This is a genomic window from Synechococcus sp. NB0720_010 (assembly GCF_023078835.1).
Lineage (GTDB): Bacteria > Cyanobacteriota > Cyanobacteriia > PCC-6307 > Cyanobiaceae > Vulcanococcus.
On the sequence record NZ_CP090898.1, the window covers coordinates 154084 to 175128 of the forward strand.

Annotated in this window: 22 protein-coding genes; 14 read left to right on the top strand and 8 right to left on the bottom strand. The window is 64.8% G+C overall.

Annotation, left to right across the window (positions count from 1 at the left end; all coding sequences use genetic code 11):
• Positions 1-8 precede the first annotated feature (8 nt).
• Positions 9-1169 carry a DUF4336 domain-containing protein gene (locus LY254_RS00815; RefSeq protein WP_247478090.1) on the top strand — a complete coding sequence of 387 codons (1161 nt, stop codon included), beginning with the start codon at positions 9-11 and terminating at the stop codon, positions 1167-1169.
• Here the strand turns inward: LY254_RS00815 and LY254_RS00820 are convergent.
• Positions 1166-1513, bottom strand: coding sequence for a DUF760 domain-containing protein (locus tag LY254_RS00820; protein ID WP_247479959.1), 348 nt, complete (start codon positions 1511-1513; stop codon positions 1166-1168). The two genes, LY254_RS00815 and LY254_RS00820, sit on opposite strands and share 4 nt — an antisense overlap.
• Before the next feature lie 29 nt (positions 1514-1542).
• Complete coding sequence (lepB, locus tag LY254_RS00825) at positions 1543-2124, bottom strand: signal peptidase I (protein WP_247478092.1); 582 nt, start codon at positions 2122-2124, stop codon at positions 1543-1545.
• 113 nt (positions 2125-2237) lie between these two features.
• Between lepB and menD the strand changes: the two genes are divergently transcribed.
• From menD to LY254_RS00860, 7 genes are all read left to right on the top strand, one after another.
• Positions 2238-3956, top strand: a complete 1719-nt coding sequence (gene menD / locus LY254_RS00830; protein WP_247479962.1) for a 2-succinyl-5-enolpyruvyl-6-hydroxy-3-cyclohexene-1-carboxylic-acid synthase — start codon at positions 2238-2240, stop codon at positions 3954-3956.
• A 7-nt stretch (positions 3957-3963) separates the two neighbouring features.
• Positions 3964-4794, top strand: coding sequence for a 1,4-dihydroxy-2-naphthoyl-CoA synthase (gene menB, locus LY254_RS00835; RefSeq protein WP_247478093.1), 831 nt, complete (start codon positions 3964-3966; stop codon positions 4792-4794).
• Between the two features lie 49 nt (positions 4795-4843).
• Positions 4844-5449, top strand: coding sequence for a L,D-transpeptidase (locus LY254_RS00840; protein WP_247478096.1), 606 nt, complete (start codon positions 4844-4846; stop codon positions 5447-5449).
• Positions 5450-5490: 41 nt separating this feature from the next.
• On the top strand, positions 5491-7017 hold the full coding sequence (glgA, locus tag LY254_RS00845; protein ID WP_010316779.1) for a glycogen synthase GlgA: 1527 nt from the start codon (positions 5491-5493) through the stop codon (positions 7015-7017).
• Positions 7018-7118: 101 nt separating this feature from the next.
• Complete coding sequence (locus LY254_RS00850) at positions 7119-7766, top strand: hypothetical protein (RefSeq protein ID WP_247478100.1); 648 nt, start codon at positions 7119-7121, stop codon at positions 7764-7766.
• A 4-nt stretch (positions 7767-7770) separates the two neighbouring features.
• Complete coding sequence (gene murF / locus LY254_RS00855) at positions 7771-9129, top strand: UDP-N-acetylmuramoyl-tripeptide--D-alanyl-D-alanine ligase (RefSeq protein ID WP_247478102.1); 1359 nt, start codon at positions 7771-7773, stop codon at positions 9127-9129.
• 29 nt (positions 9130-9158) lie between these two features.
• Entirely contained in the window at positions 9159-9809 is a 651-nt protein-coding gene (locus LY254_RS00860; protein ID WP_247478104.1) for a Coq4 family protein, read from the top strand.
• Here the strand turns inward: LY254_RS00860 and glmU are convergent.
• From glmU to aroA, 3 genes are read right to left on the bottom strand one after another with little or no spacing between them, the layout of a single operon-like run.
• The gene (gene glmU / locus LY254_RS00865) at positions 9806-11146 is read right to left on the bottom strand and encodes a bifunctional UDP-N-acetylglucosamine diphosphorylase/glucosamine-1-phosphate N-acetyltransferase GlmU (RefSeq protein WP_247478105.1); all 1341 of its coding nucleotides are present in this window, start codon (positions 11144-11146) and stop codon (positions 9806-9808) included. The genes LY254_RS00860 and glmU overlap by 4 nt on opposite strands.
• A 28-nt stretch (positions 11147-11174) precedes the next feature.
• Positions 11175-12077, bottom strand: coding sequence for a tRNA (5-methylaminomethyl-2-thiouridine)(34)-methyltransferase MnmD (locus tag LY254_RS00870; RefSeq protein WP_247478107.1), 903 nt, complete (start codon positions 12075-12077; stop codon positions 11175-11177).
• Positions 12052-13359 carry a 3-phosphoshikimate 1-carboxyvinyltransferase gene (gene aroA / locus LY254_RS00875; RefSeq protein ID WP_247478109.1) on the bottom strand — a complete coding sequence of 436 codons (1308 nt, stop codon included), beginning with the start codon at positions 13357-13359 and terminating at the stop codon, positions 12052-12054. The genes LY254_RS00870 and aroA overlap by 26 nt, the downstream gene beginning before the upstream one ends.
• Before the next feature lie 87 nt (positions 13360-13446).
• Between aroA and LY254_RS00880 the strand changes: the two genes are divergently transcribed.
• A complete protein-coding gene (locus LY254_RS00880; protein WP_010316784.1) occupies positions 13447-13698 on the top strand; it encodes a Nif11-like leader peptide family natural product precursor in 252 nt (83 codons plus the stop codon).
• Here the strand turns inward: LY254_RS00880 and LY254_RS00885 are convergent.
• On the bottom strand, positions 13695-14129 hold the full coding sequence (locus tag LY254_RS00885; RefSeq protein WP_247478111.1) for an Rrf2 family transcriptional regulator: 435 nt from the start codon (positions 14127-14129) through the stop codon (positions 13695-13697). The two genes, LY254_RS00880 and LY254_RS00885, sit on opposite strands and share 4 nt — an antisense overlap.
• Before the next feature lie 3 nt (positions 14130-14132).
• Entirely contained in the window at positions 14133-15698 is a 1566-nt protein-coding gene (locus tag LY254_RS00890; protein WP_247478113.1) for a UbiD family decarboxylase, read from the bottom strand.
• 63 nt (positions 15699-15761) lie between these two features.
• Between LY254_RS00890 and LY254_RS00895 the strand changes: the two genes are divergently transcribed.
• The 5 genes from LY254_RS00895 to sds are packed head-to-tail and all read left to right on the top strand — an operon-like array spanning position 15762 to position 20353.
• The gene (locus LY254_RS00895; RefSeq protein WP_247478126.1) at positions 15762-16517 is read left to right on the top strand and encodes a 2-phosphosulfolactate phosphatase family protein; all 756 of its coding nucleotides are present in this window, start codon (positions 15762-15764) and stop codon (positions 16515-16517) included.
• A gap of 36 nt (positions 16518-16553) precedes the next feature.
• Positions 16554-17372, top strand: a complete 819-nt coding sequence (locus tag LY254_RS00900) for a carbon-nitrogen hydrolase family protein (protein ID WP_247478128.1) — start codon at positions 16554-16556, stop codon at positions 17370-17372.
• Positions 17373-17418: 46 nt separating this feature from the next.
• Positions 17419-18498 carry an N-acetylmuramoyl-L-alanine amidase gene (locus LY254_RS00905; protein WP_247478130.1) on the top strand — a complete coding sequence of 360 codons (1080 nt, stop codon included), beginning with the start codon at positions 17419-17421 and terminating at the stop codon, positions 18496-18498.
• Positions 18495-19331 (top strand): glutamate racemase, encoded by an 837-nt coding sequence (gene murI, locus LY254_RS00910; protein ID WP_247478131.1) that lies wholly within the window; start codon positions 18495-18497, stop codon positions 19329-19331. Before LY254_RS00905 ends, murI begins: the two co-directional genes overlap by 4 nt.
• 50 nt (positions 19332-19381) lie before the next feature.
• The gene (sds, locus tag LY254_RS00915) at positions 19382-20353 is read left to right on the top strand and encodes a solanesyl diphosphate synthase (RefSeq protein WP_010316792.1); all 972 of its coding nucleotides are present in this window, start codon (positions 19382-19384) and stop codon (positions 20351-20353) included.
• A 3-nt stretch (positions 20354-20356) separates the two neighbouring features.
• Here sds and LY254_RS00920 read toward each other — a convergent pair whose 3' ends face one another.
• A complete protein-coding gene (locus LY254_RS00920) occupies positions 20357-21019 on the bottom strand; it encodes an HAD family phosphatase (protein ID WP_247478133.1) in 663 nt (220 codons plus the stop codon).
• Positions 21020-21045 lie beyond the last annotated feature (26 nt).

Genomic DNA, 21045 nt, shown 5'->3' on the forward strand with positions numbered 1-21045 from the left:
AGCGCTCGATGGTTGCCGCTTCCGACCAGCGCTGGACTTGGTGGCCGTTGCTGCCCCTCTATCCCTACGGGCGCAAGCGCACGCTGGTGCGTGAGCTGATCCCAGACCAGCTCTGGAGTTTTGAGCAGCTTCAGGGTGTCTTTTACGTGGCGGTGCCCATCCGAATGACGGTGGTCCGTGTGCGTGGTGGCCTGATGCTCTATGCACCAGTCGCGCCCACCGTCGAGGTCCGTCAGGCCCTTCGCTCCTTGGAGGAGCGTTTTGGAGCGGTCCAAACGATTGTGTTGCCGACGGCCTCAGGGTTGGAGCACAAGCTCCCTGTCCCGCCGATGGCACGGGCTTTTCCCAAGGCGGAGGTCTGGGTCACCCCCGGTCAGTGGAGCTTCCCGATCAACCTGCCTGCCAGCTGGTTGGGCTTCCCGCGGGCGCGAACCCGGGTGCTTCAGGAGGATGGCTATCCCCACAGCGACGAGCTGGTGTGGTCGTCCTTGGGTCCGCTTGATCTTGGGCTGGGTCGCTTTCAGGAATTTGCCTGCCTGCATCAGGCCAGTGGCTCGCTGCTGCTGACGGACGCCTTGGTGGCCATTAACCCGGAGCCACCACCCATTTTTGATTTCGATCCCACCCCCCTGCTCTTCCATGCCCGTGACAGCGGCGATCAACCCCTAACGGACACGCCGGAACTGCGCCAAAAAGGTTGGGAGCGTCTTGCTTTGTTTGCTTCGTTTTTGCGGCCGGAGGCCCTGGAGGTTCCACCCCTCCGCGAGCTGTTGTCCAAGGCGTTTCAGCCGGGCTGCCGCTCAGCTCGGAGCTATTTCGGTCTGTTCCCGTTTCAGTGGCGCTCCAGTTCTCGCCTGGCCTTTGAAGCGTTGACGCAGCCGAGCGGCTCGCTTCTGGTGGCACCCGTGCTCGAGCGACTGGTGTTCCCTCGGGCGAGGCCCGTGGTGATTCGTTGGCTGCGGGAATTGGCGCAACTGCCCCAGGTGCGCTGGGTCGTCCCGGCCCATTACGACGCTCCCGTGCCCTGCTCCAACGAGCAATTGGGCCAGTTGGCCGATGCGTTCGAGCACAGGCCATGGGCCCCAAACGAGGGGGACTGGGACTACCTCGCCTCGATCGATCAGTTATTGGTGCGCTCCGGAGTGGTCCCGAGCGAAGAATCGGCCTAAAGCCTGAGTTCGCCGGGATCGGCGTCGGCGCCGTCGTCGTCGAACAGGGTCGCTTCTAGTTCCATGCGCTGCTCCATCTGGCGCAGGAAATAGCCAGTCATCATCGCCGAGGCGAGCAGGCCAGCCAGATGATCACGGCTGGCGGTGATCTTCACGTCGAATTGCTCACCGGGAATCATCCCCAGCAGCCCTTGGACGTTGTGCCGAATGATGTCCTGAATGTCGCCGCTGGCGGAGCGAGCCACGCGTTGCAACACGTCCGGGGATTGTTCCTGCAGGTACTGAATCAGCGAGTTGCCGCTGATCGGTTCGCTGTCGCTGGTCAGGAACTCCGGGTTGAACATTCCGGCGTGCTCCACGTCAGGGTTGCACCCTACCCCAGCTGATTGTCGGCCCCTGGGGCGGGGAACCGAATCAGGCCGGCGCGGTTCAGGGGCCAGTAGCGGAGCACCGCGGTGCCGATCAGATCCTGCTCGGGCAGTGGTCCCCAGACGTGGGAATCCAGGCTGGCATTGCGGTTGTCCCCCAGCACCAAGAGGTGGTGATCGGGGACGGTGACGGGGCCAAAGCTGTAGTCGATTGCTTCAGTGCGCCAGGGTTCCGCGACGGCTTCACCGTTGCGCAGCAGCTCCCCACCGCGGATTTCCACGACATCGCCGGGGTGGCCAATGACTCGTTTGATCAGAGCGGCCGCCGGGTCATAGCCCGCAGCGACGAGCTGCTCAGGGGCGCGGAAGACCACGATGCTTCCTAAAGGAACGCCAGACCCGAGTTTGGGTCTGATTTTCTCCACAAGAATCCTGTCCTGCAGTTGCAGGGTGGGGAGCATCGAACCCGAGGGGATCCAGCGGGGTTCGATCACGGCCCAGCGCAGCAGCAGTGCCAGGCCCAACCAGAGGAGGACAGATCTCCAGCCCTTCACCGCGGACCCGGGGGATTGAGGCGGAGTCTGCATTGAATCAGCGCGGGCCGGCATGATCGCCACATCCTGATCAATGGCCCGCCGCGGTGCCTCTTCCCCCTCCAGACCCCTGCAGTGCTGAGGCGAATCTCCGGGCTGCACTGGAGCTGTTGCTTGAGCTCAGACGCCAGGGGCTGCGGCGTCTGGTGCTTTGTCCGGGGAGCCGTTCAGCTCCCTTGGCCCTGGCTGCTGGACTGCTGGCGGAGCAAGGGTTGGAGCTGTTCTGTGGCGTGGACGAGCGCTCGGCGGCCTTTCTTGCCCTGGGCTTGAGCCGAGGCGATGGGATCCCTGCAGCCCTCGTAACGACCTCGGGGACGGCCGTGGCCAATCTGCTTCCAGCCGTGGTGGAGGCCGATTTCGGTGCGATTCCGCTGCTGGTGCTGAGCGCCGATCGCCCCGCCCGCTTGAAGGGTTGTGGGGCGAATCAGACGGTGAATCAAGAGTCGTTTCTTGCCTCCTCTTGCCGCTGTTTGCTTCAGGGGGATCCCCGGGGTCTGGCGGCGATGGAGCGCTCGGAACTGCGGGTGTTTGCCCAGCAGGCCTGGGCGAAGGCGCTGCTTCCCCCCTGGGGCCCGGTGCACTGCAATCTCCCCTTTGAAGAACCCCTGCATGCCCCGGCCGAGAGCATCAGCCGCCTGCAGAGCGAACTCAAGGCGCAGCCCCCTGATGCGGCCAGTGGCGAAGACCTGATTCCCTCTCTTGCGGCCGGGGCTGGAGAGGGTCTTCCCTTCGATCTCGATCGCCCAGGGGTGGTGATCGCCGGTCCCTGGCGTGGTCGCGCGGAGGACTTGCCGGGCTTTGCCGCTGCCCTGCAGCGCTGGCAGGCGCGGACGGGTTGGCCGGTCTTGGCTGATCCGCTCTCCGGGCTGCGGGGTTGGCCTGGCCTGAGCTGTGTTCTCAGCTACGACCTGTTCCTGGCAGAGGGCCATCAGCTGCCTTCTGCGCCACAACTGTTGCGCCTGGGGCCGGTGCCAGCGAGCCGTCGTCTGCAGGCCTGGATTCAGCGAAGCGCCGGCGTTCAGTTGTTGGTGAGTGAACAGGATCCGCGCAACCTCGATGCCTTGGGCACGGCCAGCCAGCATTGGCCCCATGGACTGGAGGCCTGGCTCGCTCAGCACCCCGCGTCCCGCTGGGACGCTCCAGTGGCTGCTGGTAACCAGCGGTGGCGCGACCTCTGGTGGGCGGCTGAGCAGCAGGTGCAGCAGCGTCTGGACCAGCTGCTCCCGGCGCAGGGGCTCTCGGAGCCAGGCTTGGCCCGGATCCTCAGTCGCGCTCTGCCAGCCGACTGGGGCTTGATGCTCGCCAGCAGCAGTCCTGTGCGGGACTGGGAGAGCTTCTCGGCCCCGGATTCCCCTTGCCGCAGCATTGATGGCTTCCGCGGTGCCTCGGGCATCGATGGGACGTTGTCCCTCGCTGCCGGTTTGGCTATCAGCAGAGGCCCCCTGGTGCTCTTGAGCGGTGACTTGGCCCTGCTGCACGACGCCAATGGCTGGCTTTGGCTGCAGCAGCTGCGAGAGCGTGGCGCCCAGCTGATGGTCGTGATGGTCGATAACGGCGGCGGCGGCATCTTTGAGCAATTGCCGATCCGTCCGGCCCTGGATTTCGAGCGCCTGTTCGCGATGCCACAAGCCATGGACCACCTGCGCTGGGCCGAGGGCTATGGCATCCCCGCCCAGCGCGTAGAGAGCCTGGAGGCGTTGCCCCAGGCGATGGCTTGGGCGCATGGGCAGACGCTCAGCCTTCTGGTGGTGCAAACCGATCGCCAGGCGGATGCGCAGTTGCGGCAAAGCCTGCGCCGCACAATGGTCGAACTCGCCACCCGCTGAAGCCGCTGTGCAGTGGATTCCCCAGGGCTCCTACGACGACATCCTGTTTGATCTCAGTGAGGAGGGCATCGCCCGGATTCAGATCAATCGCCCGGAAAAGCGCAACGCCTTTCGTCCAAAGACCGTCAGCGAACTCTTTGACGCGTTTTCACGGGTGCGGGATAACCCGCGGGTTGGGGTGGTCCTCTTCGGCGGGGTCGGCCCTGCCCCCGATGGTGGTTATGCCTTTTGTGCCGGCGGTGATCAGAGCGTCCGCGGTGACGGGGGCTACGTCGGTGATGACGGCCTGCCGCGGCTGAATGTTCTTGATCTTCAGCGCCTGATCCGCAGCCTGCCCAAGGTGGTGATTGCCCTGGTGGCTGGCTACGCCATCGGTGGCGGACAGGTGTTGCACCTGCTCTGTGACTTGAGCCTGGCGGCTGAGAACGCTCGCTTCGGCCAGACCGGTCCGCGGGTGGGCAGTTTTGACGGGGGCTTTGGCGCTGGTTATCTCGCCCGCGTGGTCGGCCAGCGCAAGGCGCGGGAGATCTGGTTCCTCTGCCGCCAGTACGGCGCCCAGGAGGCTTTGGAGATGGGTTTGGTCAATGCCGTTGTTCCCCTTGATCAGCTCGAACTGGAGGGAGTGCGTTGGGCGCGGGAGGTGATGCAGCACAGCCCGACGGCGATCCGTTGTCTGAAGGCGGCGTTTAATGCGGAGACCGACGGTCTTGCGGGCATCCAAGAACTGGCCGGGCAAGCCACCCATCTCTTTTATCGAACGGAAGAGGGGCAGGAGGGCAGAAATGCATTCCTGGAGAAGCGGTCTCCCGATTTTTCTGGCGCTGACTGGCTGCCGTAGCACAACTGAAGTCTCGTAGCTAGTCCTGGGTGAGACTGCTGCTTGGCTTGTGACCTTCTCCCGCTCGACTGGCCTCGCCCTCCTGGCGCCTTTGGCCTTGGCCCTGCTTCCGCAGATCGCTGAGGCACGCCAACCCGACCCCATTCCACCTCCGGCACCGGTCATTAGTGATGCGGTGGCCCTCTCCCGCATTCCGACCTCGCTGATGAATCAGGAGGGTCTCCACCTGGTGCTCGATCGCCAGACGCGGCAGTTGATGGTGATCAAGGACGGCCGGATGCTGCATCGCTACCCCGCCGCCGTTGGTACGGACGGTTGGGAAACGCCCGCCGGCAGCCATCGGGTTCTCGAGAAGGTGGCCAAGCCCGTTTGGCAGCATCCAGGCAATGGCTCCCAGGTCCCTCAAGGCCCGAAGAATCCCCTGGGTTCACGCTGGATTGGCTTCCATCGCAACTGCACCCCCAAAGAGAATGCCTGGGACGGTGAGCGCTATCTCAGCGTCAACGGCTGCACGGTGGCGGGCTTCCATGGCACGCCCCACCGCTGGACCGTTGGACGTGCGGTCTCCCATGGCTGCGTACGTCTCTACGAAGAAAACGTCCAGGAAGTGTTTGAGCTGGTCGAGGTCGGCACCTTGGTGACGGTCCTTCCCTAGAGACTGCCCGTAAAGTTGCGCCCACTTGCGATCCCATCGCCATGCGGGTGCTCTTTGCCGCGGCTGAATGTGCACCGATGGTGAAGGTCGGCGGGATGGGCGACGTAGTCGGCTCCCTCCCCCCGGCCCTGGCACCCCTGGGCCACGACGTACGGCTGATCATGCCGGGCTATGGCCGCCTCTGGAGCCTTCTGCAGATCCCGGCTGATCCCATCTGGCGTGGCCACACGATGGGCACCGATTTTGCGGTGTTCGAAACCCGTCATCCGACGAATGGCTTGCCCCTGTACCTGGTCGGCCACCCTGTCTTCGATCCGGAGCGGATCTACGGCGGCGAGGACGAGGATTGGCGTTTCACCTTCTTTGCCAGTGCCGTCTCGGAATTTGCCTGGCACCACTGGAAGCCCGACATCCTGCATTGCCATGACTGGCATACCGGGATGATTCCGGTCTGGATGCACCAGGACGCAGAGATCAGCACCGTCTTCACCATCCACAACCTCAAGTACCAGGGCCCCTGGCGTTGGAAGCTCGATCGGATGACCTGGTGCCCCTGGTACATGCAGGGTGACCACACGATGGCGGCGGCATTGCTTTACGCCGACCGGGTCAATGCGGTCTCACCGACCTACGCCCAGGAGATCCGCACGCCTGAGTACGGCGAGAAGCTCGACGGCCTGTTGAATTTCGTCAGCGGCAAGTTGCGCGGCATCCTCAACGGCATTGACCAAGACGCCTGGAACCCGGCCACCGATTCCACCCTGCCCGCGACCTTCACCCCTGATGACCTCTCGGGCCGCGCCGTGTGCAAACGGGCCCTGCAGGAGCGCATGGGCTTGGCGGTCAATCCCGACACCTATCTGATGGGTGTGGTGAGCCGTCTGGTGGACCAAAAAGGCATTGATCTTCTGCTGCAGGTGGCGGACCGGGTCCTGGCCTATTCCGACAGCCAGATCGTGGTCTTGGGGACCGGGGACCGGCACCTCGAGGCGGGGCTTTGGCAGATGGCTTCCCGCTATCCGGGGCGTTTTGCGGTCTTCCTGACCTATGACGACGCCCTCTCGCGCTTGATCTACGCCGGTAGTGATTCGTTCTTGATGCCGAGTCGGTTTGAGCCGTGTGGCATCAGTCAGCTCCTGGCGATGCGCTACGGCTCCATTCCGGTGGTTCGCCGCGTCGGTGGTCTGGTCGACACCGTCCCCCCGCACGACCCCAATGGCCACACCGGCACGGGGTTTGGCTTCGACCGCTACGAGCCACTCGATTTCTACACCTCGATTGTCCGCTCCTGGGAGGCCTATCGCCATCGCCAGAGTTGGACGGAGCTGCAGCGCCGTGCCATGCAGGCCAATTTCAGCTGGGATCGCTCAGCTCTGGAGTACGACCGGATGTACAAGGAGGTCAAAGGGGTCAAAGAACCGACCCCCGACGCCCAAGCGGTGGAGCAGTTCTCCCAGGGTCAGCAGGCCGATCCGAGCCGCCAGGGCCTTGACCAAGTGTCTGAGGCTGAGGCCGCTCCTGGTCTGCGCAATCCCCTCTCGCTTCTGCGCCGCCGGAGCAGCCGCTGAGTTCTCCTCCGCCCACGGAACGGCGCAGCAATCTGCCGGCGCCCTACAAGAACCCTTGGCTCTCCCTGGCCGAGGACCTTGGCGCCGTCCGCGGCGACCTTGTGCTCCGCTCCCGGGAACTTTGGCGACGCAATCGCCAGGGAAGCCTCTGGTCGCCGTCCTGGTGGCCGTCGGACCTCGCTCCCCTGTTCTGGCCGGCCCTTGCGCTGGTCTTGGCGGCACTGCTGGGGTCGGCCCTGGTCTTCCTCATGCGGGTCTGGCCCTCCGCACCCGATCCGGCAGCACCAGCTGCTCTGGTGGAGAGCGCTCCTGAGCCGCAGCAGTCCTCCGAGCTGACGAACGAGCCGGCGTTGATCGAGGCCCCTTCCCTCGTTGAGGAGCCGCCGGTTGAGCCGACCCAATCACTGGAGCCGAGCGAGCCGGAGGCCTCGGCGTTGGAACCTGAGGCTCTACAAGGGCCCTATGCCCCCGACCCTTTGCTTGAGCTGGTGCAGCGACCCGAGGCCGATGGATTGTTGGTCCAGGCTGAGGGCTTGCCTGACCAGTCCCTGCTGATCCTGCAGGTGCGGCCAGCCTTCCCGGCACTGACCCCGCAGGAGCAGCAGCGGCGCGCTGAGGTATGGCAGCTGTGGGCCAATCAGCTCGGCTACGAACACCTGGAGCTACGCGATTCCCGCTCTGGCCTCATCGCCCGAGATGCCCTGGTCGGTGAGGGCATGATCGTGCTCAGCGAATCTCCGTCCACCTGATCCGATGCAGCTCGGCGCTCTGATGGCCCTTTGGGGAGCCCCCCAAGGTGCCTCAACCGATTGGGATCCCGAGGCTGCCGTCGGCGAGATCTGCACCGACACCCGAACGCTATCGGGTGGTCAACTGTTCGTTCCCCTGGTGGGTGAGCGCTTCGATGGCCATCTGTTCCTGCCCCAGGCGTTGGCCGTTGGAGCCCAGGCTGCCCTTGTGCAACGGAATCGCCGTGAGCTGGTTCCAGAGGGTCTGCTCCATTGGCTCGTCGATGACAGCCTTGAGGCCTACCAGCAGTTGGCGTTGCTCCATCGCCAGCAGTTGCATTGCCCCGTGGTGGCCGTGACCGGTTCGGCGGGGAAGACCACAACGCGTGAATTGATTCGCTCAGCCCTGCTGCCTTTGGGTCCTGTTCAAGCGAGCCGTGGCAATGAGAACAACGACATCGGCGTTCCACTCACCCTCCTCAACGCCAGCGACCAACACCAGGCTGTGGTCGTCGAGATGGGCATGCGTGGCCTCGGCGAAATTGAACGCTTGAGCCGCGCCGCTGCCCCGGACGTGGCGGTGGTTACCAACATCGGGACAGCTCATATCGGACGACTGGGAAGCCGGGAGGCGATCGCCCAGGCCAAGTTGGAAATCACGGCCGCCCTGCGGGAGGACGGTCTGCTCGTGGTGCCGGCGGGCGATCCACTGCTCGAGGCGGCTCTGGCTCAGGTTTGGTCGGGTCGGGTCGCACGGGTTGCTCTGTCTGATGACGCCGGCGCCGATCAGGCCGATTGGATCGGTGAGCTCGATGAGCGCGCTGGGCTGATGCGCGTGGGGGGATCGCGTATTCACTTGCCCTTGGAGGGGCGCCACAACGCCCGCAATCTGCTGTTGGCCCTGGCCGTTGCTGCCGAGCTCGGGGTGTCAGCAGACGCATTGACCCAGATGAGTGTTGCGGTCCCGGGGGGGCGCAACCGGCGCCTGCAGATGGGCGGTCTGACGCTGTTGGATGAGACCTACAACGCCTCCCCCGAAGCTGTCTTGGCGGCCTTGGATCTTCTGGCGCGCCAGCCAGGCCGCCGCTTTGCGGTCCTGGGCACCATGCTGGAGCTCGGGCAGCAGAGTGTCGCCCTGCACAGCCAGGTGGCCGAGCGTGCCGCTGCGCTGCAGCTGGATGGTTTGGTGATCGTGGCCAGTGGGACCGAGGCTGAGGCGATGGCCCAGGCGGCAGCGCCCCTCCCTCGGGTGTTGGTCGTCGAGCGGCCAGAGGACGCCGCTGGAGCGCTTCAGCAATGGCTCCTGGCTGGAGACGTGCTGTTGCTGAAGGCCAGCCGTGGTGTTGCACTTGAGCGCTTGATTCCGCTGCTTCCAGAGGTCTGAGCCAATCTGGCCTCAACGCCGAGGTCAGCATGCAGTTCAATCTGAAGAGTCGCCTTCAGTCCCTCAAGCTGGTCTCGGGCTTGGCGACGTTTCTGAAACACCCCGATTCCCTCGAGGGGGTGTTCGCCGTGAGCCGCAGCCTGCAGAACAGCCCCCTCTCAGCGCAGATGTTTCGCCATCTGCTGGAGAACCCTGAGCTGGCGGCTTTGGTGGACTCCAACTGGCGTCCAGGGCCCATTGACTTGGATGCCCTCTTGGCCCTTCCCGAGGGGAGCCTGGGTCATGTCTATGCCCATCAGCTCCGCTCCCAAGGGCTGACACCAGAGAGCCTGATTGACCCCAGGCCGATCAGCTCTGCGGAGGATTACATCACCCACCGGCTGCGGGAGACCCACGACATCGTCCACGTGCTGACCGGATTTGGCACCGATGGTCCTGGAGAGTTGGGCCTCCAGGCCTTCAACCTGGCCCAGAACCGCTCGCCCCTGGCGGTGATGCTCATCTTTGGCGGGATGTTGAGCTGTTTGCAGAACGACGAACCGCTGGAGGCGCTGCTGGAGTCCCTCTCCCGCGGTTTCGAGATGGGCCTCAAGGCCCGCTGCCTCATCGCTCAGAAACTTGAGGATGGATGGGAACGCCCTCTGGCGCAATGGCGGCAGGAGCTGGACCTCCCCTCCTAGGACCAGTTCTCCTTGATCAGTTGCTTGGCGCGACCGAGCGCTAGGGAACCAGCGGGGACATCCTTGGTCAAGGTCGATCCGGCTCCAACCGTCACGTTGGCCCCCAGGCTGATCGGCGCGACCAGCACGGAGTTGGCTCCGGTTTTGCTGCCAGCACCAATCACTGTCCTGTGTTTGTTGACCCCGTCGTAGTTGGCGGTGATGGTGCCCGCTCCGACGTTGACGTTCTCACCGAGTTGGGCATCACCGATGTAGCTGAGGTGGTTGACCTTGCTGCCCGCGGCGATTTGGCTCTTCTTGATTTCGACGAAGTTGCCGATCCGGCAGTCCCGGGCCAATTCCGTACCAGGTCTGAGTTGGGCGTAGGGGCCAATCGTGCAGCGATCAGCGACGACCGCATCACGCACGACGGAGTAGAGGACCTCCACCTCTTCGCCAACGCTGGCGTTCTCGAGGAAGCTCCCAGGACCGATGCGGCAGCCACTGCCGACGCTGGTTTCTCCGCGGAAATGGCATTGCGGTTCCACGACGACATCCCGGCCGAAACGGGTGCCATCGCTGAGGGTGCAGCTCTCGGGATCGACAAAGGTCACGCCCTCGGCCATCCAGTGGCGCCGCAGGCGCTGCTGGATCACCGCTTCGCATTGCGCCAGTTGGTAGCGGTCATTGATGCCATTGATCTCGTCGGCATCGGCCACCTCCACGTGCATGGCGGGGCTGAGCATCGCCACGGTGTCCGTGAGATAGAGCTCCCCTTGATCGTTATCGGTTCTCAGTTGGGGGAGGACCGCAGCGAGCTTGCTCCAGTTGAAGCAGTAGATCCCGGCGTTGGTGAGGTTGTTGGACCGTTGCTCTTCCGTGCAATCACGGTGCTCGACGATGGCGGAGACATGGCCACTGGCATCGGCAAAGACGCGCCCGTAGCCGGTTGGGTCATCCAGCCTCGCGGTCAACAGGGTCACGGCCGCCTGGGAGTTGCGGTGGCGCTCGAGCAGTGCCGTGATCGTCTCCTCCCGCAGCAGCGGTACGTCCCCATTGAGGACCAGAAGTTCACCGTCAAAGTCCGCCAGGGGCGCCAGCAATTGCTGGACCGCATGACCGGTGCCGTTCTGGGGCTGCTGCAGCACAAACTCCAAGCCCCCGTGCTGGCTGAGGGACTGCTCGACGCGCTCGGCCTGGTGCCCGACGATCAGGATCTGGCGCTGGGGGTCCAGGGCGCGGCAGCTGCCGAGCACGCGCTCCACCAGTGTTGCTCCCGCCAGTGGCTGCAGCACCTTGGGCAGGTCGCTTTTCATCCGGGTGCCCTTTCCGGCGGCCAACACGGCAACGGCGAGCATTGGCAGGGGCGGGTAGCTGAGCGGGAATCTACTGGTGGTTGCCCGCAAGTCCCCAGCGCCGGCGCCAGGCGCTCGTGCCCTCCACGTTGCCCTCTCGCATCGCCCGGGCCTGGGCCTGTTGCCGCCGTTGAAGGATCGTCTTGCGGTCGAGGCAGAAGCCGGGGTCGCGGTAGGGCTCGGCGGCATTCGTGCCCAGATGCTCGATCTCCATCGGCGTGAGCGCTCGAAGCCGGGGCCCGGGGGGCAGGGGGGAGGGGCTGGCCGCGGTGCCGCCGCTCCAATCCTGTTTGTGCTGCTGCAGTCCGCAGGACGCTTCGATCGCTGCGAGTTCAAGGCCGGCCAGGCGCAGGGCCTGACGCACGGCCGCCGCACTGCAATAGGTCAGCAACCGGCCCTCGGGCTTGAGCAGGGAACCCAGGGCATCGAGAAATTCAACGCTCCAGAGCTGGGGGCAGCGACTGGGCGAGAACGCATCCAACAGCAACAGATCGAACTGCCCCTTCTGCTCTTCGACCAGCGGCTGGACCGCCAGCCTGGCGTCTCCCCAGAGCATGCCTGGGCTGCTGCAGAGTTCCTGAAGCCGCGCCACCGTGCCGGGTTGCCACTGCGCGCGAAAGGCAGGGCTCGCCAGGGCTTGGGCCAGGGGTTCGCGGTCGAGCTCGAGTCCCCACCAGTGCAGTTCCAGCCCTCGGCTGGCGCAGGCCTCAATCAGCGCAGCGGTGTTGCAGCCGGTGCCGACGCAGACATCCAGGACCCGAAGGCTGCTGCCCCGCCCCAGGCGCTCCAACCCTGCGGGTTCGACGAATTTCTCGCGTGCTTCCGTTAGGGCGCCGCGGCTGCTGTGGAAGGCTTCGCCGAACTCCGGGCTGAACAGGCTGAAACTGCCGTCGCCGGTGCTGCGGACCTCAAGCTTGAAGCCGTTCGAGGTCATCCCAGAAGCCCGGGTAGGAGACGGCGGCCGCTTCCGGTCGCGCGATCGTGGTCATGCCCGAGGCGATCTGGGCGGCGACGGCCAGGCTCATGGCGACCCGGTGATCGGTTTCGCTATCGACCTCGGCGCCGTGCAGCGTCACGCCGCCCTGGATGGTCATCCCGTCGGGGAACTCCTCGATCTGGGCGCCCATGGCTCCGAGTTGACGGGCCATGACCGCCAGACGATCGGTTTCCTTGACCCTCAACTCCTCGGCCCCCGTGACCCGGCTGGGACCTTCGGCGCAGCAGGCGGCCACGGCCAGAACAGGGATCTCATCCACCAGCCGGGGGATCAGATCGGCGCCAACGCTGAAGCCCTTCAGGGGGCCATGGACGACCCGCAGATCACCCACGGGCTCGCCTGCGACGTCCCGGGCATTGAGCACCTCGATGCGGGCTCCCATCTGCTCGAGAACATCAAGAATGCCGGTGCGGCTTGGGTTGAGGCCGACGTTTTCGATCGTCAGGTCCGCCCCGGGGGTGATCGCTCCAGCAACCAACCAGAAGGCGGCGGAGCTGATGTCCCCAGGCACAACCACGTCCTGCCCTTTGAGGCTCGAGCCCGGCACCACGGTCACTTCGGTTTGGCCTGGACCTCCAACGCTGAGGTCGGCGCCGAAGGCGCGCAGCATCCTCTCGCTGTGGTCCCGGCTCTGGACTGGCTCGATCACCGTCGTCGGTCCGTCCGCGGTGAGCGCCGCCAGAAGGATCGCGCTTTTGACCTGGGCGGAGGCCACGGGGGTGCGAATCGTGGCCCCTCTCAATTGACGGCCTTCGATCGCCAGGGGGGCGAGGTTTCCGCCTGCGCGCCCATGGATCGTGGCTCCCATCTCGGAGAGGGGACCGCCCACCCGCTTCATCGGCCGGCGCCGCAGGGAGTTGTCACCAGTCACAACGAAATGGCGACCACTGCGGCCCGCCAGCAGACCCAGCATCAGGCGCATGGTGGTACCCGAGTTGCCGCAATCCAGCACGCTCTCGGGTTCTTGAAAGCCATCGAGGCCGACGCCTTCGACGACCACGGTTTTGCCGGCTTCAATCGCTGAGACTTGAACACCCATCGCCCGCAGGCAGGCGGCGGTGCTCAGGGGATCCTCCGCGGGAAGCAGTCCTTCAATCCGTGTTGTGCCCTCGGCGATCGCGCCAAAGAGCAGGGCGCGGTGGGAGATCGACTTGTCGCCTGGGACCCGAACGTGGCCCTTCAGGCTGCGGCCGTTGCTGGTGCCCAGGGCGAGGGACATGGAGGAGGACTTGGTTTCAGCGAGCGTAGGAACTGATCGAAAACAGGCTCAACTCGCCAAACTGAGCACACCCCCGATCAAGGGTCCATGGCCGAGCAACTTCAGGCAGTCTTTGGCTTCCTCGCTCTGATTCAGGGCGACGCTGAGCTGCGGGCGCGACTCAATGAGGTCTGCACCGCCGATGAGGTGGCGGCGATCGCCAGCGCGATGGGGCACCCCTTTGAGGCCTCCACCTTGCTGGGGCTGTTTGAGCGCTGCAACGAAGCCCCCGTCGCTCGCTCCGGGCTGATGGATGAAAAGCTGATCCGCGTTTATCTCCAGCGGGACGCCCTGGCTTAACCCAGCATCAGGCCGCCCTCGTTGCTTAGGCATTCCTGCCAGCTCTGAAGGTCAAACAGGAGTTCTTGAAGGGTGAGCTGCTTGAGCTCGCGATCCAGGGCGGATTGCAGCCGCCGGCCCATGCTCTTGAGGACGTCCTGCTCGGCGCGGCTGCTGTCCCCGGGGGCGTCGAGCACCAGGGGGGCACCGACGGCCTTAAGGACCTCTCCTACGGGAATGGCCTCGGCGGGGCGGCTGAGGCGGTAGCCCCCCTGACGACCTCGCTTGGCCTCGACGAGTGCTGCGCGCCGCAGCTGCAGGAGCACCTGCTCGAGCATCGGGGCGGGCAGTCCCTGGGCCTCGGCAATCTCGCTAACGGAACACCACTGGTGGTTGACCATGGCGAGGTGCAGTAACGCCTGGAGTGCCTGCAGAGCGCTGCGCCGCAACATCGCTCAGGCCGGCCGTTGTAGCCGCTCGAGAACCTGCTCGAGCACATAGCCAAACAGCGCAGGGTCGGGTTCCTGTTGACCGACGTCGCCCAGGCCCAATTCCTCCCAGCGTTGATCCACGCGGCGCTCGAGTTCGGCGGGCCGTTGCAGTGGCTTGCCCCAGGGGTGGTTGCGCTCGGGGCCCACTTTGGTGGTGGCGTCGATCGCCAGCCGTCCCCCCAGTCCCAGCTGTTCGCTGGCGAAGTCAAGCGTGTCGAAAGGGGTGTTCTCCAGGACGAAGAGATCGCGCTGTGGATCCACAAGGGCACTGATCGCCCAGATCACCTGCCTTGGATCGCGAATGTTGATCGACTTATCGACGACGACGACGAACTTGGTGTAGGTGAATTGGGGCAGGGCGCTCCAGAAGGCCATGGCTGCCCGCTTGGCCTGCCCCGGGTAGGCCTTGTCGATGGCGATCACGGCCAGTTTGTAGCTGAGCCCTTCCATGGGTAGGAAGAAATCGACGATCTCCGGAATTTGCTGGCGCAGGATCGGCGTGTAGATCCGGTTCAGGGCGATGGCGAGCATCGCGTCTTCTTTGGGGGGCCGTCCGCTGAAGGTCGTGAAGTAAGTGGGATTGCGCCGTTGGGTGACGCACTGGATGCGCACCAGTGGTGAGGGTTCCACGCCTCCGTAGAAGCCCATGTGATCGCCAAAGGGGCCATCGGCCAGCTCCTCCCCTGGGGTGATCGTTCCCTCCAGAACGATTTCGCTGTGGCTGGGCACCTCCAGATCGAGGGTTTTGCATTTCGCCAGGCGAACCCCCTCACCGGCGTAGAGACCCGCGAAGAGCCACTCACTGAGTTGAACCGGGATCGGGGTCGCAGCGGCCATCACCAGCAGCGGGTGAACACCAATCGCGATGGCGATCTCCAGGGGTTTGCCCAGGGCAGCGGCCTTGCGCAGGTGGCGGGCGCCGCCACGGACGCTCAGCCAGTGCACGGTCATCGTGTTGATCGACTGCTGTTGCAGCCGGTAGACACCGACGTTGGGGGTGCCGGTCTCCGGGTCCTTGGTGATCACCAGGCCGAGGGTGATGATCCGGCCGGCATCACCGGGCCAGGGACGCAGCAGGGGCAGGCGATCGAGGTTGACGGCCTCGCCCTGAAACACCTCCTGCCGGCAGGGGGGGAGCAGGTCGAGGTCGGGTTTCGCCTTCAGGACATCCAGCAGGACCGAACCAAAGCGCAGGGCTTCCCGCGGTCCCTTGGGGGGCTTGGGCTGTTGCAGCAGGGCCAGGCGCTCGCCGAGGGTCTCGAGCTCCTCGGGTCGCTCCATCCCCATCGACCAGAGCACCCGCTCCAGGGTCCCCAGCAGATTGACCGCGACGGGGATGCTCGAGCCCTTGACGTTCTCGAACAGCAGGGCGGGACCGCCGCAGCCCAGCACCCGGTCGGCAATGGCCGCCAGCTCGAGGTCCGGGTCCACCGGAGCGCTGATGCGGCGCAACTGACCCCGAGCCTCCAGCAGCTCCAAAAAGCCCCTCAGATCACGTTGGGATCCAATGGCGTTGGCCGCAGATCCCATGGCGCTCTCAACTTTTCAACAGGTTCTGCCTACTGTGACGCACCCCCTTGAGTCACTGCGGCCGTGCAGATCTCCTATTTCCACACCTCGGAGAACGTTCCCAGCCTGCGCCCCGTGGCTGAGGGCGGCCCCGACGCGGCCGTGGTGATTGATGTCCTGCGGGCGACCACCACCATTGCCTGTGCCCTGCAAAGCGGTGCCGAGGCCATTCAGGCCTTCGCTGCGCTTGAGGCCCTGAATCAAGCGGCCGATGCCTGGGTCCCTGAGCGTTGCCTGCGCGCGGGTGAGCGCGGTGGTCAGCGGGTGGAGGGCTACGACTTGGGCAACTCTCCCCTGGCGGTGACCCCTGAGGTGGTCGGGGGCAAGCGCATCTTCATGAGCACGACCAATGGCACCCGCTCCCTGGAAGCTGTGAAGCCCGTGCCGCTCTTGGTGACGGCCTGTCTGCCCAACCGCACGGCGGTTGCCAAGCGCTTAATCGACCATGGGGTCGAGCGGGTTTGGGTCGTCGGCAGTGGCTGGGAAGGGGACTACTCCCTGGAGGACAGCCTGGCTGCCGGTGCCGTGATTTCAGCTGCGATGGAGTGTGCCGTCTCGCCCCATGTGGGGGTGCGCTGCGCCAACGATGAGGCCCTGGCGGCCCTGGCCCTTTGGCAGCAATGGCGCCATGACACCGAAACCTGCCTGCGGGCCGCAAGCCATGGCCAGCGTCTGATCGGTCTGGGTAACCATGACGCCGATTTCGCCTGTTGCGCGGCCGTCGACACGATGACCATGGTTCCCACCCAAACCAGCCCAGGGGTGTTGCAGGCCGCTTGATCCCCTTACAGTGGCCGCGGTGGCAAAACTCCAGCGTTGACAAGCTTTCTGGCGTCGGCAATCCAGCTCAACAGCAGCGCTGATCTCACCGCCAATTTCGCCGCCGCTGAAGAGCAGATTGAGCTGGCCGTTCGCCGCGGTGCCGAGTTGGTTGGCCTGCCGGAGAACTTCGCCTTCATGGGTGAGGACAGCCAGCGCCTCGAGCAGGCCGCGCTCATTGCAGAGCAAGCGCAGCGCTTCCTCATCACCATGGCGCGCCGCTACCAGGTGACCCTGATGGGTGGTGGTTACCCGGTGCCGGCGGGGGCCGGTCTGACCAGCAATCGTGCCCAGCTCGTGGCCAAGGACGGTCAAATTCTGGCCACCTACGACAAGATCCACCTCTTTGACGTCGATCTGCCCGACGGCAATACCTATCAGGAGTCAGCAACGGTTCAGCCCGGCAACACGCTGCCGCCTGTCGTCGAGGTTCCTGGCCTGTGCCGCATTGGACTCTCCATTTGCTACGACGTTCGTTTCCCTGAGCTCTACCGGCACCTGGCGGCTGAGGGTGCTGATCTGCTCTTCATCCCGGCGGCCTTCACAGCTTTTACCGGCAAGGATCACTGGAATGTCCTGCTGCAGGCCCGGGCGATTGAAAACACTGCCTATGTGGTCGCACCGGCACAAACGGGCCATCACGGCGGTCGTCGCCAAACCCATGGCCACGCCCTGGTGATCGATCCCTGGGGCACCGTGCTCTCCGATGCCGGGACCTCGGTGGGCCAGGCCGTTGCACCGATCGATGTGGGCCATCGCCAGCGGATCCAGGCCCAGATGCCGAGCCTTCAGCACCGCAAGCCAGCGCTCTTTTAAGGCGAGAGTTGTGTCGTTGCTGACGCTGCAACACCAAGTCAGGCGGTTGTCCCGTCTTGGGTTTGCCCTGTTGCTTCCCTGCGTCACGCTCCTCTCCGCCCTGCCGGCGAGGGCGTGGAGTGCCCTCTCGGCCTGGGGGATTAGTCGGGACGGTGTCCTGGAGCTGCGAACGCCGCCGGCCACCCGTCTCCAGGCCTTTTTTGAGGACGGCAATGGCGCTGTTGGCCCTCGCATTTGGGTGGATCTACCCGGTGCGCCTCAACGGTCCAGAACCCTGGTTGGCAATGGCGCGATTCGGGAGGTTCGGATTGGCCGACCCACCGATAACGCCACCCGTCTGGTCATTGAGTTCCAGCCGGGCACACGTCTCGATCCCCGCCAGATCAAGTTGGTCGGCACCGATGTCGATCGCTGGTCGATGGACTTTGGCCCCAGCGTCCGCGGGCTTCGGGCCATTGGAGAGGGCAGCCTTGAAAGGCCCCAGGGCCCCAGTTGGCGGGCGCTTCCCCCTCCCTCCTTGCAGCTTCCGCGCGGTCCGATTCCCAAGCTGGGGGATCTCCCCTCGGTTCCCCAAGGGCGCTACACCGTGGTGCTCGATCCAGGCCACGGCGGACCGGACCCTGGGGCGATTGGGATCAACAATCTGCGTGAGACCGATGTCGTTCTGGATGTGAGCCTCCAGGTGGCTCAGATCCTTCAGGCCAAAGGCGTTCGAGTCCTGCTCACCCGCTCCTCGGAAGTGGATGTGGATCTGCCCCCCCGGGTGGCTTTGGCGAACAACAACCGAGCCGATGTTTTTGTGAGCATTCACGCCAACGCTCTGCGCATGGACCGGCCGGACGTCAATGGCGTTGAGACCTTCTATTTCCAAGGTGGCCGCTCTTTGAGCCTGGCTCAATCGCTGCAGAACCAAATGCTGGCGGCTTCGCCTGGAACCCCGGATCGTGGTGCCCGCTCCGGCCGCTTCTTTGTGATTCGCCGCACGGTGATGCCCGCGGCCCTTGTCGAAATGGGCTTTGTCACCGGGCAGCTGGATGCTCCCCGTTTGGCCGATCCGACTTTCCGGCGGCGCCTGGCCGTTGCTATCGCTATGGGCATCCTCAACTACCTCGTGGCTTATCCATGAGCGGGGCCCCCATCGGTCTCTTTGATTCCGGCGTTGGTGGTTTAAGCATCTGGCGGCAGGTGGTTCACGCCTTGCCGTCGGAGTCGCTTCTTTATGTCGCCGATCAGGCGAATGTCCCCTACGGCCATCGCTCCGCTGACGAGATTCAGGCCAACAGCCTGGGAATTGCGGACTATCTCGTCGCCCAGGGCTGCAAGGCGATTGTGGTGGCCTGCAACACCGCATCGGCGGTGGCACTGGAACCCCTGAGGCAGCGCTTTCCCCAGCTGCCCATCCTTGGTCTGGAGCCGGCGGTGAAGCCAGCGGTCCAGCTCACCCGTTCCGGGGTGGTGGGGGTGATGGCGACACCGGCCACCTTTCAAGGGCAGCTCTATCGCGCCACCGTTGGGCGCTACGCCACAGCCGTACAGGTGGTCGAGCAGGTTTGTGTGGGCCTGGCTGAGTTGGTCGAGCAGGGGGATCTTGAGGGCCCGGACTGTGATGCCCGCTTGATGGGCTACCTCCAGCCGATGCTGGACGCTGGTGCCGACACGATTGTTCTGGGCTGCACCCACTACCCCTTCGTGATCGAGTCCATTCGCCGTTTGGTGGGACCCGCGATGGCGGTGCTGGATCCAGCGCCTGCCGTTGCGCGCCATCTCGCCGATGTCCTCGGCCAGGCCGGGCTGCTGGCCACGGATCCAGCCGGGGCCTTGGCGCCGCGCTTCGGCACAACGGCCGATCCCTTGGCCTTCAATCGGGCCCTTTCGCGTCTGGTGGGGGTGAGCAGCACCAGTCAGGCACTGATCTGGCAGCTCGGACCCGATCAAACCCGCTGTCTGACCCCCGCTTAGGCAGCGGTCGGAGGCAGGCGCCTTCTAGGATCTCCCCACCGCTGGGGGTCATGGCCACCGTTGCAGAGCTGCTACAGCCCGTCGAGTCCGATCTCGAGGCTCTGCTGAGTGATCTCCGCAGTCTGATCGGTGCTGGGCACCCGATTCTTCAGGCCGCTGCGGAACACCTCTTCAGCGCCGGTGGCAAACGGTTGCGCCCCGGCATTGTTCTCCTGATTTCAAGGGCCCTCGCGCCCCAGGGTGAGCTCACGAGCCGCCATCGCCGGCTGGCCGAGATCACCGAGATGATCCACACCGCCTCACTCGTTCACGACGATGTGGTGGATGAAGCGTCAACCAGGCGCGGCGTCGATACGGTCCACAGCCGTTTCAACCATCGGGTTGCGGTTCTTGCTGGCGATTTTCTCTTCGCCCAGGCCAGCTGGCACCTGGCCAACCTCGACAACCTTGAGGTGGTAAAGCTGCTCTCGCGCGTGATCATGGATCTCGCCGACGGTGAGGTGAAGCAAGGGCTTTACCGCTATGACACCGGCCAGAGCTTTGAGACCTACCTCGAAAAGAGCTACTGCAAGACGGCGTCCCTGATTGCCAACAGCGCCCGCGCGGCTGGCGTGCTCAGCGGTCTGCCGGAGGACCAACTCGATTGCCTCTATCGCTTCGGTCGCCAGCTCGGACTGGCCTTCCAAGTGGTCGATGACATCCTCGATTTCACTGGCAGCGACCAACAGCTCGGCAAGCCCGCGGCCAGTGACCTAGCCAGTGGCTACCTGACCGCCCCTGCCCTCTATGCATTGGAGGAACGTCCTGCCTTGGCGGGCTTGATTGAGCGCGAGTTCAACCAAGACGGGGATCTGGCTCAAGCCCTGGAGTTGGTCCGCGGCAGCGAGGCCATCCAGCGCTCCCGCACCCTGGCGGAAACGTTTGCGAATGAGGCCTACGAGGCCCTGAGCTTCCTGCCCCCGTCGGATTGCCGTACGGCCCTGCTTGAACTGCCGGAATTCGTGCTGAGCAGGTTGTACTGAGCTTCAGTTCAGCAGCGGTAAGACCTCGTCGAGGGAGCTGATCCTGTCAGTGATTTGGGCTGGGTAGAGCACTGGGTCTGCATCCGGTGCAGGCACGACGAACACACGGCAGCCCGCAGCGAGGGCTGCATGGGCCCCTGCCGGTGAATCCTCGAAGGCCCAGCTGTCCTTGCAATTCACCCCAAGTCGCTGGGCGGCGAGCTGAAAGACATCCGGATGCGGTTTGCCGCGTCTGAGCTCAGGGTCGTCTCCGTGGACCCGTTCTTCAATGGCCGCCAGCCAAGGGTGGGGCTTGGCTTTCAAGTTCACCGCCTCTTTTGAGCTGCTAGTGGCCAGGGCCATCGGTAGGCCCAACTCCAGGCAGCGACGGATCAGCGCCTGGGCGCCGGCCATGGGTCGCGCCTGAATCAAGAGGGCCTCGGCAATGGGCTGGCGAATGGCCAACAGCTCATCAACGCTTGGAACCAGCAGCTGGCTCGCGCGGATCCACTCACGCACCTGCTCAGCGCAATCCAGGCGCCGGCGTCCTCGCAGTTGCATCAGTTCTGGATCGGCCAGGGGGCGTCCGAAGTGATGGGCCGCCTGCTGCCAGGCCTGCGCATGCAGGGGTTCGGTGTCGAGCAGCAGCCCGTCCAGGTCAAACAGGCAGGCGGCGGGATGAGCCATGTCTCCATCCTGAACCCTGCAACAGC